The sequence below is a fragment of the Pseudomonas sp. GD04015 genome, assembly GCF_029837675.1.
Lineage (GTDB): Bacteria > Pseudomonadota > Gammaproteobacteria > Pseudomonadales > Pseudomonadaceae > Aquipseudomonas > Aquipseudomonas paralcaligenes.
This window is the reverse complement of the sequence record NZ_JAOEEE010000011.1, coordinates 126,885-143,765: the sequence shown is the minus strand read 5'-3', so window position 1 is coordinate 143,765 and position 16,881 is coordinate 126,885. Positions and strand designations below refer to the sequence as shown.

Annotated in this window: 7 protein-coding genes; 2 read left to right on the top strand and 5 right to left on the bottom strand. The window is 66.7% G+C overall.

The genetic code is table 11. From position 1 onward, the window contains the following. Positions 1 to 421: 421 nt before the first annotated feature. On the top strand, positions 422 to 10,288 hold the full coding sequence (locus N7640_RS12340) for a retention module-containing protein (protein ID WP_279904514.1): 9,867 nt from the start codon (positions 422 to 424) through the stop codon (positions 10,286 to 10,288). A 150-nt stretch (positions 10,289 to 10,438) separates the two neighbouring features. Next, positions 10,439 to 11,497, top strand: a complete 1,059-nt coding sequence (gene nadA, locus N7640_RS12335; protein WP_279904513.1) for a quinolinate synthase NadA — start codon at positions 10,439 to 10,441, stop codon at positions 11,495 to 11,497. Between the two features lie 213 nt (positions 11,498 to 11,710). On the opposite strand, the gene sstT is transcribed toward nadA, so the two are convergent. The 5 genes from sstT to livH form a co-directional block, all read right to left on the bottom strand. After that, on the bottom strand, positions 11,711 to 12,922 hold the full coding sequence (gene sstT / locus N7640_RS12330; protein WP_279904512.1) for a serine/threonine transporter SstT: 1,212 nt from the start codon (positions 12,920 to 12,922) through the stop codon (positions 11,711 to 11,713). 210 nt (positions 12,923 to 13,132) lie between these two features. Next, complete coding sequence (locus tag N7640_RS12325; protein WP_220816040.1) at positions 13,133 to 13,834, bottom strand: ABC transporter ATP-binding protein; 702 nt, start codon at positions 13,832 to 13,834, stop codon at positions 13,133 to 13,135. Positions 13,835 to 13,836: 2 nt separating this feature from the next. After that, positions 13,837 to 14,604, bottom strand: coding sequence for a high-affinity branched-chain amino acid ABC transporter ATP-binding protein LivG (livG, locus tag N7640_RS12320; protein ID WP_279904511.1), 768 nt, complete (start codon positions 14,602 to 14,604; stop codon positions 13,837 to 13,839). Further along, entirely contained in the window at positions 14,601 to 15,857 is a 1,257-nt protein-coding gene (locus N7640_RS12315) for a high-affinity branched-chain amino acid ABC transporter permease LivM (RefSeq protein ID WP_279904535.1), read from the bottom strand. The genes livG and N7640_RS12315 overlap by 4 nt, the downstream gene beginning before the upstream one ends. After that, positions 15,857 to 16,780, bottom strand: a complete 924-nt coding sequence (gene livH / locus N7640_RS12310; RefSeq protein ID WP_220816038.1) for a high-affinity branched-chain amino acid ABC transporter permease LivH — start codon at positions 16,778 to 16,780, stop codon at positions 15,857 to 15,859. The genes N7640_RS12315 and livH overlap by 1 nt, the downstream gene beginning before the upstream one ends. Positions 16,781 to 16,881: the final 101 nt, after the last annotated feature.

Sequence of the window (16,881 nt, the reverse complement as noted above, 5' to 3'; positions counted from 1 at the left end):
TCGCCAATTTTATGGCGTTTATTGGCAGATGGAGCGCTTTGCGCTTGTAACATCACAGATAAGAACAATCTCGGAGAATGGTTAAGAAAAATTCTTCACAAGGGTTATGCGGAAAAAGTCTTATGCACTCTGTGAGATCGGGCACATTGTTTCTTCTCAATGCCGCGAAAATCAAGCCTTTCAGGCTTTTTCGCAGTTAAAGCGAATGGTCGATCGCAGTTTGGAGCATAAGGGGCGGGGATATTTTTGCGGAAATGAAGCAGTACAGTTGATGCGACATTTTTCTGTCGTTTTAAAGAATCTACCTTCTGTACTGCTCCGTCTCGCGGAGCTTTCTTCGCACTGAGCCCGGGTTCGAAAGGCGGTCTGGCCCTTTTGAAACGCGCCGGCGGTGGCCGGTGGCAGTGCGGAGGAATGGGACATGGCTACTTTGATGGGTGTCGTCAGTCAGGTTGTCGGCGAGGTCTTCGCGGTAGCCGGCGATGGAACGCGCCGACCGCTGGTGGAAGGTGATCGCGTCTATGCCGGCGAGCAGCTGGTGACCGGAGCGGGCGGGGCGGTGGCGATCAGCCTTGCCAACGGCGATGTGCTCACGCTGGGGCGCGACAGCAACCTGAACCTCAGCGAACAGATGCTGGCCGCGGGTGGCGAACGGACCGGCGCGCCCCAGGCCCAGGATGCGGTGGCGCCCACCGATGCCGACCTGACGGATGTCGAGCGACTGCAGGCCGCCATCGAGGCCGGCGTCGACCCGACCGTGGCCGGCGAGGCTACCGCGGCGGGGCCTGGTGTGGGTGCCGGTGGCACCGGCGGCGCGGGCAGCGGTCATGGCTTCGTGCTGCTGGGCGAGGTCGGCGGCGCGCTCGATCCGGTGATCGGCTTCCCCACCGCCGGCATCCCCGGCGGACCGCTGTTCCCCGATGCCGAGCCCCTGGCCACCGACGATCCCGAGCCGGATTTCGCGCCGCTGCTCGACGTGGAATACCTGGACGCCGTCGGCAGCCTCTTCGTGGGCCCGGCACTGGTCGACGAGGAGGCCCTGGCCAACGGCACCAACCCCGCCAGCGACGCCGAGCAGGCCAGCGGGCGGATCGTGGTGAACTCGCCGGACGGCATCTCCTCGCTGCAGATCCAGGGCTTCGACGGCGTCTGGGTCGACGTCACCAACGGCGGCACCGTGGTGGGGCAGTACGGCATCCTGGTCGTGGACGCGGCGGGCAACTGGACCTACACCCTGACCGCCAACACCCTCGATCACAGCAATCCCAACGCGACCGGCGAGGCGGATCAGGTCGGCGAGAGCTTCCCGGTCCGGGTGTTCGACCTGGACGGCGACGTATCGCCCACCGTGCTGCTCAACGTGCTGACCAACGACGATGGCCCGCAACTGGCGCTGGGTGGTGCGCAGGTGGTCGCCCAGGTCGACGAGGACGAGACCATCGACGGCATCACCGACAACGACGCGGTGACCAACGTCGCCACCGGCGGGCCGGGCACCCTGGGTGCGCTGGTCAACTTCGGCGCGGACGGCCCCGGCGGCTTCGGCCTTTCCGGCAGCCCGGCGGCCATCGCCAGCCTGCAGGCCCAGGGGCTGACCTCCGGCGGCAGCGCGCTCGCCTACAGCGTGGCCGGCAACGTGCTCACGGCCTCGGCCGGCGGCGCGGTGATCTTCACCCTGCAGGTGGGCGCCGACGGCAGCTTCGTGTTCACCCTGGTCGGCCAGCTCGATCACCCGCTCGCCAATGGCGATGACAACGAGCTGCTGCCGCTGCCCATCGACTTCTCGGGCGTGCTCACCGCGGTGGATGGCGACGGTGATTCGGTCGGGGCCTTCGGCGCCGGCAGCTTCGTGATCAATGTGGAGGACGACGTGCCGCAGTTCGGCGCGGGCGCCGGGGCGGTGGCCGCCCGGGTCCATGAGGATGCCCTGACGCTGGGCGCGGGAGCACCTCACCAGGGCAACCTAGAGGGCGGTCAGACCGTGTCCGCCAGTGGCGGACCGGGTTCGCTCACCGCGCTGGTCAACTTCGGCGCGGACGGCCCGGGCAGCTTCGGCATCGGCGGCAATCTCGCCTCGCTGGCGGTGCAGGGCCTTTCCAGCGGCGGCATCGCCCTGACCTATAGCCAGGCCGGCAACGTGCTGACCGCTTCGGCGGGCGCGCAGGTCATCTTCACCCTGACCGTGGGCGCCGACGGCAGCTGGTCCTTCGTGCTGCGCGGGCCGATCGATCATCCCCTGGCCAACGGCGTGGACAGCGAGGACCTGCCGGGCCTGGGCATCGACTTCTCCGGCATCCTGTTCGCCACGGACGGCGATGGCGACCCGCTGGCGGGCTTCCCGGTCGGCAGCTTCACCATCGACATCGAGGACGATGTCCCGGTGCTGGTGGGTGGCGCGCGTCCGGTCATCGGCGGCGTGGTGCACGAAGACGTGCTGCCTGGCGGCAACCCGGAAGGCGGGGGTCAGACCTCCACGCTGAGCAGCGCCACGGGCGGCTCCCTGGCCGGCCTGGTCAGCTTCGGCGCCGATGGTCCGGGCGCCTTCGGCCTGAACGGCGCGGTGGGCTCGCTGCTGGCCCAGGGGCTGACCTCCGGCGGGGCGGCCTTGAGCTACAGCGTGTCCGGCAACGTGCTGACCGCCTCCGCCGGCGGCGCCACCATCTTCACCCTGACCGTGAATGCCAGCGGCAGCTGGTCGTTTTCGCTGCTGGGGCCGCTGGATCACCCGCTGGCCGACGGCAACGATGGCGAGCGCCTACCGGGATTGGGCATCGACTTCTCCGGCGTGCTGACCGCGACCGATGGCGACGGCGACCCGCTGGCGGGAGGCTTCCCGGCCGGCAGCTTCGTGATCAACGTGGAAGACGACGTGCCGGTACTGGCCGGGCGGGGCGAAGGCTTCGTGCCGGTGGGCGGCACCGTCCATGAGGATGCGCTGAGCGCCGGGAACGCAGAGGGCGGGCAGACCGCTTCGATCAGTGGTCCGGCCGGTGCGTTGTTCGGGCTGGTTGCCTTCGGTGGCGATGGCCCGGGAGCGTTTGGGCTGTCCAGCGATGTGAGTTCGCTGGTGCTGCAGGCGCTGACGTCTGGCGGGACCGCCCTGGGCTACAGCGTGTCCGGCAATGTGCTCACCGCCTCGGCGGGCGGTGTATCGGTCTTCACCCTGACGGTCGGCGCCAACGGTAGCTATGCGTTCCAACTCCTGGGGCCGATCGACCATCCCCTGGCCGATGGAAACGACGGTGAGTTTCTGCCCGGGCTGGGCATCGACTTCTCCGGCGTGCTGACCGCGACCGATGGCGACGGCGACCCGCTGGCAGGAGGTTTCCCGGTCGGCAGCTTCGTGATCAATGTGGAAGACGATGTGCCGGTGGTGGCGGAGCAGGGCGAGGGCTTCGTGCCGGTGGGTGGCACCGTGCATGAGGATGCGCTGGGTACCGGGAACGCAGAGGGTGGGCAGACGACCTCGATCAGTGGTCCGGCTGGAGCGTTGTCCGGGCTGGTTGCTTTTGGTGGCGATGGTCCGGGAGTGTTCGGGCTGTCGAGCGATGTGAGTTCGCTGGTACTGCAGGCGCTGACTTCTGGTGGTGTCGGGCTGAGCTACAGCGTTTCGGGCAATGTGCTGGCTGCCACAGCGGGTGGAGCACCGATCTTCACCCTGACAGTCAATGCTGACGGTGGCTATGTATTCCAGCTCCAAGGGCCACTGGATCACCCCTTGGCCGATGGCAATGATGGTGAGCTACTGCCGGGACTGGGCATCGATTTCTCAGGCGTGCTGACGGCGACCGATGGCGACGGCGACCCGCTGGTAGGAGGTATTCCGGCTGGCAGCTTCGTGATCAACGTCGAGGATGACGTGCCGGTGGTGGCGGAGCAGGGCGAGGGCTTCGTACCGGTGGGTGGCACCGTGCATGAGGATGCACTGAGCGCCGGAAATGCAGAGGGTGGGCAGACCACATCGATCAGTGGTCCGGCTGGCGCTTTGTCCGGACTGGTTGCTTTCGGCGGTGATGGCCCGGGAGTCTTTGGCCTTTCGAGTGACGTAAGTTCTCTGGTACTGCAGGCGCTGACCTCTGGCGGTGTCGGGCTGAGCTACAGCGTTTCGGGCAACGTGCTGACCGCGACGGCGGGCGATTCGCTGATCTTCACCCTGACGGTTGGTGCCGACGGCAGCTATGCCTTCGAGCTTCAAGGGCCGATCGATCATCCCCTGGCCGATGGTAACGACGGTGAGTTGTTGCCAGGGCTGGGGATCGACTTCTCGGGCGTGCTGACCGCGACCGATGGCGATGGTGACCCGTTGTCAGGAGGCATTCCGGCCGGAAGCTTTGTGATCAATGTGGAAGACGATGTGCCGGTGGTGGCGGAGCAGGGCGAAGGTTTCGTACCAGTGGGCGGCACAGTCCATGAGGATGCGCTGAGTGCCGGAAACCCCGAAAGTGGGCAAACCACCTCCGCCAGTGGTCCGGCAGGGGCGCTATCGGGACTGGTCGCCTTCGGCGGCGATGGTCCGGGAGCATTCGGGCTGTCGAGCGATGTGAGTTCGCTGGTACTGCAGGCGCTGACGTCTGGTGGGACTGCCCTGGGCTACAGCGTTTCGGGCAATGTGCTCACTGCTACGGTAGGTGGTGCGCCGATCTTCACCCTGACGGTCGGCACCGATGGCAGCTATGCGTTCGAGCTTCTCGGACCGCTGGATCATCCCCTGGCCGATGGCAACGATGGTGAGCTGTTGCCAGGGCTGGGCATCGATTTCTCCGGCGTGCTGACCGCCACCGATGGCGACGGCGACCCGCTGGTGGGAGGTTTCCCGGTCGGCAGCTTCGTGATCAACGTGGAAGACGACGTGCCGGTAATCGCCGAGCAGGGCGAGGGCTTCGTACCGGTAGGCGGCACCGTGCATGAAGATGCGCTGAGCACCGGAAACCCCGAGAGTGGGCAAACCACCTCCGCCAGTGGCCCGGCCGGGGCGCTATCGGGACTGGTCGCCTTCGGTAGCGATGGTCCGGGAGCGTTCGGGCTGTCGAGCGATGTGAGTTCGCTGCAGCTGCAAGGGCTGACGTCCGGCGGCACCGCCCTGAGCTACAGCGTCTCCGGCAATGTATTGACCGCGACGGCGGGTGGCACGCCGATCTTCACCCTGACGGTCGGCGCCGACGGCAGCTATGCCTTCGAGCTGCAAGGGCCGGTCGATCATCCCATCCATGACGGGACCCTGGACAGCGAGCTGCTGCCGGGCCTGGGCATCGACTTCTCCGGTGTGCTGACCGCCACCGATGGTGATGGCGATCCGCTGGTGGGAAGCATCCCGGCCGGCAGCTTCGTGATCAACGTGGAGGACGACGTGCCGGTCATCGACCTGTTGCCGGATGGCGCGCCTCCCAGCGTGGAAGAGGGCGCGACCTACAGCGGCAGCTGGACCGGCAGCCATGGCGGCGACGGCCCCGGCACCATCAAGGTGGTGGTCGACGGAGGCGAGTACGATCTGGATACCGACATCTCGCTGCCGACCGGCACGCTGCATGTGGGCAGCGACGGTTCGTGGAGCTTCCAGGCGAGCGCCGAGCTGGACCAGGGGGCGGCGGGCAGCCAGACCTTCTCGATCCAGATCACCGACAACGACGGCGACTCCCTGAGCGACAGCATCACCCTGGCCATCATCGACGCCGCGGTGCCGGTCGGCGGCCAGGCGCGCAACGCGGTCGACGAGGATGGGCTGAGCGGCGGTATTTCCGGTGGCCCGAACGACCTGCCCGACAACGAAACCGTCGTGACCGGCAACCTCGGCTACAACTTCGGGCCGGACGGCGCGGCCACGACCGGCGCGTTCACCTGGAACACCACTGGCCTGTCGGGGCTGGGGCTCACTTCCGGCGGTGTCGCGCTGGCCTACGGCGTCAGCCCGGACGGGCTGGTGCTGACCGCCACGGCTGGCAGCGTTACGGTGTTCACCGTGGAGGTGACCAATGTCGGCACCGGGGACTATCGCTTCACCCTGAGTGCGCCGCTGGACCATGAGGCGCCCGCCACTCCCGGAACCAGCGACGAGAACGACATCACCGTCGACTTCATCTACACCCTGCAGGACGGCGACGGCTCCACCACCAATGGCGGCCTGAGCATCACGGTGGACGACGACTCGCCGACCATCCAGGCCGGCGACCTGTCCTTCTCCTCGTTCGTGACCTTCCACGGCACCAGTGCGAACTTCGCCAACAGCTATGGCTACTACACCAAGGCCGCTGACGGCACGCCGCTGTCCGGCAAGGTGATCTGGGCGAACGTGCACCACCAGGCGGTCGGCGACACCTTCGACCTGGCCGGGCTGGACCCCGCCAGCACGGGCTTCTTCATCATTCCCCATGGCGGGGCCAACGCCGTGCTGGCCAACGGCACCGATATCACCTTCCAGTTCGTCGGCGGCAAATGGCAGGCGGTGGCGGGCGGCACGCCGCTGACGGGAGCCGATGGGGCCAACATCCTGTTCAGCGACGCCACGCTCAACCCGGGCGGCTCGCACCTGCAGGACACTTCCGCCCCCGGCAACCAGAACTGGGAGGACAAGACCGACACCTCCGACTACGACTACAACGACGTCAACACCAACGTGACCTGGGGCGCGTCGCTGCAGGTCGACGAGTCGGACTTCGGCGTCGATGCCACGGCCGATTTCAGCGGCCTGTTCCATGCCCAGGCCGGCGCCGATGGGTTGCAGGGCCCGATTGCCTACAGCCTGAGCGTGGTCAACCCGGTGTCCGGCCTGGTGGATACGCTGACCGGCGAGGCCATCGTGCTGGTCATGAACGGTAGCGTCCTGGAAGGGCGCACGGAAATCTCCGACGAGCTGGTGTTCAGCCTCAGCGTCGATGCCGGCGGCACCGTCACCCTGGATCAGGACCGCTCCGTCGTACACCCCACCAGCGACCCCGACGAAGTCGTCGCCCTGGGCTCCAACCTGGTGTCGCTGACGGCCACCGTGACCGACGGCGATGGCGACCAGAGCAGCGTCAGCGTGGACATCGGGCCGGGCATCAGCTTCCGCGACGACGCGCCCGAAGCCGCCGACGACGTGCTCGGCGAGGTGTCGAGAGGCGCCCACGAGGTGACCATCGGGACGGTGGACGATCTCCTCGACAACGATCACTACGGCGCTGATGGCGCCTCGGCTACCTCGCCGATCCAGATCGTCGGGGCGGGCAGCCAGGGCGGTACTGTCGTCATCGATGTCGACGGCAACCTGATCTACACGGCCGCGCCGGGCGCCCTGGCGGGTACCGAGACCTTCACCTACTCCATCGTCGATGGCGACGGCGACAGCGCGACCGCCACGTTCGAGATCACCCTGACCGGCAAGGACCCCGAGGGTGGCCAGGCCAGCAATGCCGTGGACGAGGACGGCCTGCCGCAGGGGCTGGCCGGCGGGCCGAACGACCTGCCGGGCCAGGCGGTCAGCGTGAGCGGCACCCTGGGCTACAGCGTCGACACCTTCGGCCAGTTCGCCTGGAACGGCACCGCGCCGAGCGGCCTGACCTCGGGCGGAAGCGCCGTGAGCTACCACCTGAGCAACGGCGACAGAACGCTCACTGCAATGGTGGGCGGCGCGGGCGGCGAGGCCGTGTTCATCCTCGAACTGACCGATACCGCGACCGGTGCCTACACGTTCGAGCTGTTCAAGCCACTGGACCATGAACCGCCGGCCAGCGGCAGCGACGAGAACGACCTGCCGCTGAGCTTCGGCTACCAGGTCTGGGACGCCGACCCGTCGGCGGCGCCCGCCTCGGGCAGCCTGACGGTGACCGTGGACGACGACTCCCCGGCCGCGGCCAACGACATCGCCAAGTCCGCTCCCGAGCCGACCGGAGTCAACACCAACCTGATGATCATCCTCGACGTGTCCGGCAGCATGGACAACAACCCCGGGGTGAGCGGCTTCACGACCCGGCTGGCGCTGGCCAAGAGTGCCATCCAGAACCTGGTCGACGCCTACGACGGCCTGGGCGACGTGATGGTGCGCCTGGTGGCCTTCAACGCCAGCGCCACCTCCAACCTCAGTGGCTCGGGCGAGATCTGGCTGACGGCGAGCCAGGCCAAGTCGGTGATCGGCGCCCTGTCGAACACCTACGGCGACGGCAACACCAACTACGATGCGGCCCTGATCCGGGCGATCTCGGCCTTCGACAGCAGCGGCAAGATCAGCGGTGGCAACGTCCAGAACGTCTCCTACTTCCTCTCCGACGGCCAGCCGACGACCAGCAGCAGCTGGGGCATCGGCGCGGGCAGCAACAACGGCATCGTCGCCGCCGAGGAGACCGTCTGGACCAACTTCCTCAACAACAACGAGATCAAGTCCTACGCCTTGGGCATGGGGCAGGGTACCGCCGGCGACCTGGCCCAGCTGAACCCCGTGGCCTATGACGGCATCGGCACAGGCACCAACACCAACGGCATCCTGGTCACCAACCTGAGCCAGCTGGACGCCACCCTGCAAGGCACCGTCAGCGCGCCGACCATCACCGGCAACCTGCTGGCGGAGGGCGCCAACGGCTTCGGCGCGGATGGCCCGGCGGACCTGCCGGTGGTTTCCATTCAGCATGGAGCGAAGACCTACGACGCGAGTTCGCCGGAATACGACGGCGCCACCCACAAGCTGGTCTTCACCACCGCCGAAGGCGGAAGCTTCAGCATCAACCTGCAGACCGGCGAGTACAGCTACAGCCTGAACAAGGACGTGGCCGACGACCTGACCGAGACCTTCGTCTACACCCTCGTCGATGCCGACGGCGACGGGGTATCGGCCACCCTGAGCCTGACCACCACTGACAGCAGCGAGGTGTATGCCTACGACAACCACGGCTCGGCCTCGGTCGAGGAGACGATGGTGACACCGCCGCCCGGCAGCGAAGTGCTGGCCAACTTCTCCACGACCAGCAACAGCACCTCGTCGCCGAACCCGTGGATCTTCGACACGGAGGGCAGCGGCGTGACGGTGTCGACCCTGGCCGATGTGATGACCGCCGCGGACGACAGGTGGGGCGTATCCGCCATCGCTGGCAGCACCAACGCCAACGGGGTGCGCGTCCAGGGCACCGCGCTGCAACTGATAGACACCAGCAGCAACGGCGGCATCAGCAGCAAGGTCGCCACACCCACGTTCGAGATCGCGGCAGGGGAGACGGGCAGCGTCTCGTTCCAGCTCGGCAGCATCAACAACCACGCCACCAACGACCAGTTCAACTGGGTCCTCTACCGGCAGGACGGTGCCTCGTGGACGCTGGTGGACAGCGGCAGCCACGGGACGAGCGGCGCTACCACGGTGACCACCGACTCCTTCGGCGAAGGTGTCTACCGCCTGTTCTTCGAGGCCAACGACCGTACCAACAACAGCAACAGCTACCGTATCCGCGTGGACAACATCACGCTGACGACGATCGCGGCCGCCATCCCCACGATCGAGGTGACCGCCGTGTCCGGCAACGTGCTGGCCGATCCCAACACCTGGTCCTCCAGCAGCGACCCCCTGGGCGCGGTGGACGACAAGGGCAGCGAGGGCGCGGTCCTCAGCATCTGGAACGGCACCGCCTATGTCGAGGTGGGCATTGGTACCTCGGTCGCGGGGGACTGGGGCAGCCTGCTGATCAACAAGGACGGCTCCTACACCTACACGCCGAACCCCACGCTCGACGGCGTTGGACAGGAGGACGTGTTCAGCTACAAGCTGACCCAGCCCGATGGCGACAGCGATACCGCGCAACTGGTGATCGGCCTCGAGTCCACGGGCACCACGCTCAGGGCTATGGTCGTGGCGGATGCGGGCCCGCAGGATCAGCCGGTGGTCGACGACGATGGCGAGCCTCAGGCCCCGGCAGGGGACGAGACACTGGTCGCCCTGGTTGCCGAGGACGACCCTGCGCTGTCCACGGCTCCGCTGGAGCAGGAAGAGGATCAGGTGCTTCTTGCCGAGCAGGGGGCCGACAACCCGGTCGCCGATCATCTGAGCTTCGCCGTCAATGGCGTCACCTCCGATGTGCTGGACCTGTCGCAGCTGCTCACCGGGCTGTCTGACAGCCCGGATGGCGACGAGCTGTCGAGCTACCTGACGTTCAGCTTCTCGGCGAGCGCGACCACCATCAGCGTCGACAAGAACGGCGCCGAGGGCGGCAGCTCGGTCGACATGTCCGTAGTGGTCGACGGCATCGACCTGTCCAGCGCCGCCTACTACAGCAGCACGGATGCGGCGACCGTCATCAACGGCCTGCTCGACGACCACAGCCTGAAAGTGGCCTGACGCGGCACCCGGCCCGCCGTCCGCGAGGGCGGCGGGCCTTTTCCTGCCTGGATTTCGCCTGGCGCCGGGGCTCTTTCCGTCGGGCTTCGCTCGGCGGCGTGGTTGGCGCGTATAATCGGCGCACTGAAAGCATATTCAGAGCCTGATGACATGACCCAGATTTCCGAGCGCCTGTTGGTTCAGGCTCACCTCGCCGCCAAGCAGCCCAGGGTGCTGACCCCGGAAGAGGAAGCCTTCTACCGGAGCGAGATCGCCGCCGAGCTGAAGAAGCAGAACGCCGTGCTGGTGGCCCACTACTATTGCGACCCGGTGATCCAGGCCCTGGCCGAGGAAACCGGCGGCTGCGTGTCGGACTCGCTGGAGATGGCGCGCTTCGGCAACCAGCACGAAGCGCAGACGGTAGTGGTCGCGGGCGTCAAGTTCATGGGCGAGACGGCGAAGATCCTCAATCCGGAAAAGCGCGTGCTGATGCCGACCCTGGACGCCACCTGCTCGCTGGACCTCGGCTGCCCGGTCGACGAATTCTCCGCCTTCTGCGACCAGCACCCGGACCGCACCGTGGTGGTCTACGCCAACACCTCGGCGGCGGTGAAGGCGCGCGCCGACTGGGTGGTGACCTCCAGCTGCGCGCTGGAGATCGTCGAGAGCCTGATGGACAACGGCGAGAAGATCCTCTGGGCGCCGGACCAGCACCTGGGGCGCTACATCCAGCGCGAGACCGGCGCCGACATGCTGCTGTGGGACGGTGCCTGCATCGTCCACGAGGAGTTCAAGGCCAAGCAGCTGGAAGACATGAAGGCGCTGCACCCCGAGGCCGCCATCCTGGTCCACCCGGAATCGCCCGAGGCGGTGATCGAGCTGGCCGACGCGGTGGGCTCCACCAGCCAGCTGATCAAGGCGGCCCAGACCCTTCCCAACAAGACCTTCATCGTCGCCACCGACCGCGGCATCTTCTACAAGATGCAGCAGCTGTGCCCCGACAAGAAATTCGTCGAGGCGCCCACCGCCGGCAACGGCGCTGCCTGCCGCAGCTGCGCCCACTGCCCGTGGATGGCGATGAACACCCTGCAGCGCACCTTGCAGTGCCTGCGCGAGGGCAGCAACGAAATCTTCGTGGAACCGGCGCTGATCCCGCGCGCGGTACGCCCGCTCAAGCGCATGCTCGACTTCACCCAGGCCGCGCGGCTGAAACTGGCCGGCAACGCCTGAGAATCCGTCCACGATCTCGCGAGAGCAGCAGACAGGCGCAGTTGTAGGAGCGGCTTTAGCCGCGAAGCCTTCTGTGCCATCTCGGTTCGCGGCTAAAGCCGCTCCTACAGTATGTGTTCTCGGTACACGGGAGATCGTGCCGTCAATCCCACCAGAGCTGCACAGCCTTGTGCGTTCTCTCGGGAGAGTGTCACCCGCCCTACGCGCCCTGGCTCAGTCCTTGTCCCGTGCCAGGCACACGGCGGCGGTGAACAGCACGTCGGTGGAGGAGTTCAGCGCGGTCTCGGCGCTGTCCTGCAGGATGCCGATGATGAAGCCGATGGCGACCACCTGCATGGCGGTTTCGCTGGGGATGCCGAACAGGCTGCAGGCCAGTGGGATCAGCAGCAGCGAGCCGCCGGCCACGCCGGACGCGCCGCAGGCGCAGACCGAGGCGACCACGCAGAGCAGTATCGCGGTCGGCAGGTCGACGACGATGCCCAGGGTATGGGCCGCCGCCAGGGTCAGCACGCTGATGGTGATGGCTGCGCCGGCCATGTTGATAGTGGCTCCCAGCGGGATCGACACCGAGTAGGTGTCCTCGTGCAGGCCCAGGCGCTCGGCGAGTTGCATGTTGACCGGCACGTTGGCCGCCGAGCTGCGGGTGAAGAAGGCCGTGATGCCGCTCTCGCGCAGGCAGGTGAGTGTCAGCGGATAGGGGTTGCGGCGGATCTGGCTGAACACGATCAGCGGGTTGACCACCAGGGCGACGAACAGCATGCAGCCGACCAGCACCGCGAGCAGGTGGGCGTAGCCGAGCAGGGCCTTGAGGCCGGCGTCGGCGAAGGTGGTGGCGACCAGGCCGAATACGCCGAGCGGGGCGAAACGTATCACCACCCGCACGATCAGTGTCACGCCGTGGGCCAGGTCCGCGAACACCATCCGGGTGCTCTCGCTGCCATGGCGGATGGCGATGCCGAGGCCGATGGCCCAGGCCAGGATGCCGATGAAGTTGCCCTTGATCAGCGCGTTGACCGGATTGTCCACCACGTTCAGCGCCAGGCTCTTGAGCACCTCGGCGATGCCTCCTGGCGGTGTGGTGCCCGTGGCGGCTTCGGTCAGCACCAGGGTGGATGGCCACAGGCTGCTGGCGATGACCGCGACGATGGCGGCGGACAGGGTGCCGATCACGTACAGCACCAGGATCGGGCGGATGTGAGTGGGCTGCCCCGGCTTGTGGTTGGCGATGGCCGAGGCCACCAAGATGAACACCAGCACCGGCGCCACGGCCTTGAGCGCGGCGATGAACAGCTCGCCGAGGAAGCCGACCTTGGCGGTGGCCTGCGGGAAGAGCAGGGCGAAGAGGATGCCGGCGATCAGGCCGATGGCGATCTGCAGGACCAGGCTGGTGCGCGTGATCAGCTGCAGCAGGGGACGAAGGGTCATGCTGGTTCTCCTGTGGTGCGCGGCGCGCCGGTGGGCGCGGGCCGCGAGACGGTCGCCGGATGGTGCGGCGACCGGTTCCTGGCCCTCCGGGTTGCGGTGGGCGTAGATGAAAAAGGTGGCTCCGTGGAGCCCTGGACAGAGGCCCGCTGGCCATCCGTCGGTACCAATGAAAACGGCCCGTGAGGGCCGTTTCCTTCACGCCGGCATGGGTCAGCCGCCGAGGTAGGCGTCGCGCACCTTCGGGTCGGTGAGCAGCGCCTCGCCGGTGCCCTGCATGACGATCCGACCGTTCTCCAGCACATACGCGCGGTCGGCCAGCTTGAGCGCCTGGTTGGCGTTCTGTTCGACCAGGAAGATGGTCACGCCGTCCTCGCGCAGCTGTTCGATGATGTCGAAGATCTGCTGGATGATGATCGGCGCCAGGCCCAGGGACGGCTCGTCGAGCAGCAGCAGCTTGGGCTTGCTCATCAGCGCGCGGCCGATGGCGAGCATCTGCTGTTCGCCGCCGGACATGGTGCCGGCGCGCTGGTCGAAGCGTTCCTTCAGCCGCGGGAACAGGTGCAGGACCTTGTCCAGCTGCTCCTGGTTGTCTTCCTTGGTGCCGAAGAAGCCGCCCATGGCCAGGTTCTCCTCGACGGTCAGGCGGGCGAACACGCGGCGGCCTTCCGGCACCACCGCGATGCTCTTGCGCATGATGTCGCAGGATTCCTGGCCGACCAGCTCCTCGCCCATGTAGCGGATGCTGCCGCTGGCCGCGCGCGGCGAGCCGCACAGGGTCATCAGCAGGGTCGACTTGCCGGCGCCGTTGGCGCCGATCAGGGTGACGATCTCGCCCTGTTCGACCTCGATGCTGACGCCGTGCAGGGCCTGGATCTTGCCGTAGAAGGTGGAGACGTTGTTGAAATTCAGCATGCTTACGCCTCCCCCAGATAGGCTTTGATCACATCCGGGTTGTTGCGGATCTGCTCCGGCGTACCGTCGGCCAGGGGCGTGCCCTGGTTGATCACGTAGATGTGGTCGGAAATGCTCATGACCAGGTGCATGTCGTGCTCGATCAGCAGCACGGTCACGTCATGGTCGTTGCGCAGCAGGCCGATCAGCTGCTTGAGGTCCTCGGTCTCCTTGGGGTTGAGGCCGGCGGCCGGCTCGTCGAGCATCAGGATGCTCGGCCGGGTCATCATGCAGCGGGCGATCTCCAGGCGGCGCTGCTGGCCGTAGGCCAGGGTGCCGGCCGGGCGGTTGGCCACGTCGGTGAGGTTGACTTCTTCCAGCCAGTGCGCCGCGTACTCCATGGCCTTCTTCTCGCTGCGGCGGAACGCTGGGGTCTTCAGCAGACCGGCGAGGAAGTTGGTGTTGAGGTGACGATGCTGGGCGACCAGCAGGTTCTCCACCGCGGTCATTTCCTTGAACAGGCGGACGTTCTGGAAGGTGCGCACCACGCCCTTGCGGGCGATCTTGTGCCCCGGCAGATGCTGGATCGGCTCGTCGTTGAGCAGGATCACGCCGCTGGTGGGCTGGTAGAAGCCGGTCAGGCAGTTGAACACGGTGGTCTTGCCGGCGCCGTTGGGGCCGATCATCGACACCACCTGCTTCGGCTGGACGGTGAGGGCGACATTGTTGACGGCCAGCAGGCCGCCGAAACGCATGGTCAGCCCGCTGACTTCGAGGATCGGGCGGCTCATGACTTCAACTCCAGGTGCGGGCGTTGCATGGGCAGCAGGCCCTGCGGACGCCAGATCATCATCAGCACCATCAGGGCGCCGAAGAACAGCATGCGGTACTCGCTGAACTCACGCATCAGCTCGGGCATGAGGATCATCACCACCGCGGCGAGGATGATGCCCAGCTGCGAGCCCATGCCACCCAGCACGACGATGGCGAGGATGATCGCCGACTCGATGAAGGTGAAGGACTCCGGCGTGACCAGCCCCTGGCGGGCGGCGAAGAAGCTGCCGGCGAAACCGGCGAAGCAGGCGCCCAGGGTGAAGGCGGAGAGCTTGATCGCGGTCGGGTTCATGCCCAGCGCGCGGCAGGCGATCTCGTCTTCGCGCAGCGCTTCCCAGGCACGGCCGATCGGCATGCGCAGCAGGCGGTTGATCACGAACAGGGTCAGCAGGACCAGCAGCAGGGCGATCACGTAGAGGAAGATCACCTTGTTGATCGAGTTGTAGGCGACGCCGAAGTACTCGTGGAAGGTCTGCATGCCCTCGGCCGCGCGGCGCTCGAAGGAGAGGCCGAACAGGCTCGGCTTCTCGATGTTGCTGATGCCGTTGGGGCCGCCGGTGATCCCGGTGAGGTTGCGCAGCAGGATGCGGATGATCTCGCCGAAGCCGAGGGTCACGATGGCCAGGTAGTCACCGCGCAGGCGCAGCACCGGGAAGCCGAGGATGAAGCCGAAGAAGGCCGCCATCAGGCCGGCGATCGGCAGGCACACCCAGAAGCCCAGGCCGTAGTAGTGCGACAGCAGCGCGTAGCTGTAGGCGCCTACGGCGTAGAAGCCGACGTAACCCAGGTCCAGCAGGCCGGCCAGGCCGACCACGATGTTCAGGCCGAGGCCGAGCATCACGTAGATCAGGATCAGGGTGGCGATGTCCACGGCGCCGCGGCTGCCGAAGAACGGCCAGGCCAGGGCGACCAGCACCAGGGCGAGGATGACCCAGCGCTGGGTGGAGGGCAGGGTGAGGAAGTTGCTGGCGCCGGCCGGCATCTTCGGCAGGCTGGGCGCGCCGGCCCAGGCACTGCGCAGGCGGTCGCGGAACAGCTGCCAGAAGAACATGGCGATGGCGGCACCGGCGATGGTCCAGAGCACGGCCGGGCTGGCGCCGTGCACTTCCAGCTTGATGCCCACCACGGTGAGCTTCAGGCCGAGCACCGGGTAGGCCACGGCCAGCACCAGCAGGGCGCTGAAGAAGGCGGTCTTGAGGTTCTTGGTCATCATACTTTCTCGACCTCCGGACGGCCGAGGATGCCGGTCGGACGGAACAGCAGCACCAGAACCAGCAGGCTAAACGCCACCACGTCCTTGTACTGGTCGCCGAAGATATCGGCGCCGAAGGCCTCGGCCACGCCGAGCAGCAGGCCGCCGAGCATGGCGCCGGGGATGCTGCCGATGCCGCCGAGCACGGCGGCGGTGAACGCCTTGATGCCGGCGAGGAAGCCGATGTGCGGGTTGATCACGCCGTACTGCAGGCCCAGCAGCACCGCGGCCACGGCGGCCAGGGTGGCGCCGATGACGAAGGTCAGGGCGATGATGTTGTTGGTGTTGATGCCCAGCAGGTTGGCCATCCGGATGTCCTCGGCACACGCCCGACAGGCGCGGCCCAGGCGGGACCTGGAGATGAACATGGTCAGGCCGTACATCACCGCGATGGTGACGACGAAGATGAGCACCTGCATGTAGGAGATCACCACGCCGTTCATGGTGCTCTCGCCGAACACGAAGTTGCCCGGCAGCAGGTTGGGAATGGCCTTGTCCTTGGAGTCCTGCGCCAGCAGCACTTCGTTCTGCAGGAAGATGGACATGCCGATCGCGGAGATCAGCGGGATCAGGCGGTTGCTGCCGCGTAACGGTCTGTAGGCCACCCGTTCGATGCTGTAGCCGTAGGCGCTGGCGACGACGATGCTCGCGGCGAAGGCGCAGACGATCAGCACGGGAAGGCTGTCCAGACCCATCAGGGTCAGCCCGGCGATGACGATGAAGGCTACGTACGAGCCAATCATGTACACCTCGCCATGGGCGAAGTTGATCATGCCGATGATGCCGTAGACCATGGTGTAGCCGATGGCGATCAGGGCATAGGTGCTGCCAACGGTGAGGCCGTTGACCAGCTGTTGCAGGTAGTGATAGAGCTCAGGCATTACCTAACTCCTCGGCGCGGTCCGTGAAGCGGCGCTTGTGACGCGACGGATGGCCGGAAAGACTCGATAAAACAAAGCCCACTGCTCGCGCAGTGGGCTTT

Bases quoted from the DNA above. Each gene is read 5' to 3' on its own strand.
- livH (WP_220816038.1), bottom strand. From the start codon at position 16,780: ATGCCTGAGCTCTATCACTACCTGCAACAGCTGGTCAACGGCCTCACC.
- N7640_RS12315 (WP_279904535.1), bottom strand. From the start codon at position 15,857: ATGACCAAGAACCTCAAGACCGCCTTCTTCAGCGCCCTGCTGGTGCTG.
- sstT (WP_279904512.1), bottom strand. From the start codon at position 12,922: ATGACCCTTCGTCCCCTGCTGCAGCTGATCACGCGCACCAGCCTGGTC.
- livG (WP_279904511.1), bottom strand. From the start codon at position 14,604: ATGAGCCGCCCGATCCTCGAAGTCAGCGGGCTGACCATGCGTTTCGGC.
- nadA (WP_279904513.1), top strand. From the start codon at position 10,439: ATGACCCAGATTTCCGAGCGCCTGTTGGTTCAGGCTCACCTCGCCGCC.
- N7640_RS12325 (WP_220816040.1), bottom strand. From the start codon at position 13,834: ATGCTGAATTTCAACAACGTCTCCACCTTCTACGGCAAGATCCAGGCC.
- N7640_RS12340 (WP_279904514.1), top strand. From the start codon at position 422: ATGGCTACTTTGATGGGTGTCGTCAGTCAGGTTGTCGGCGAGGTCTTC.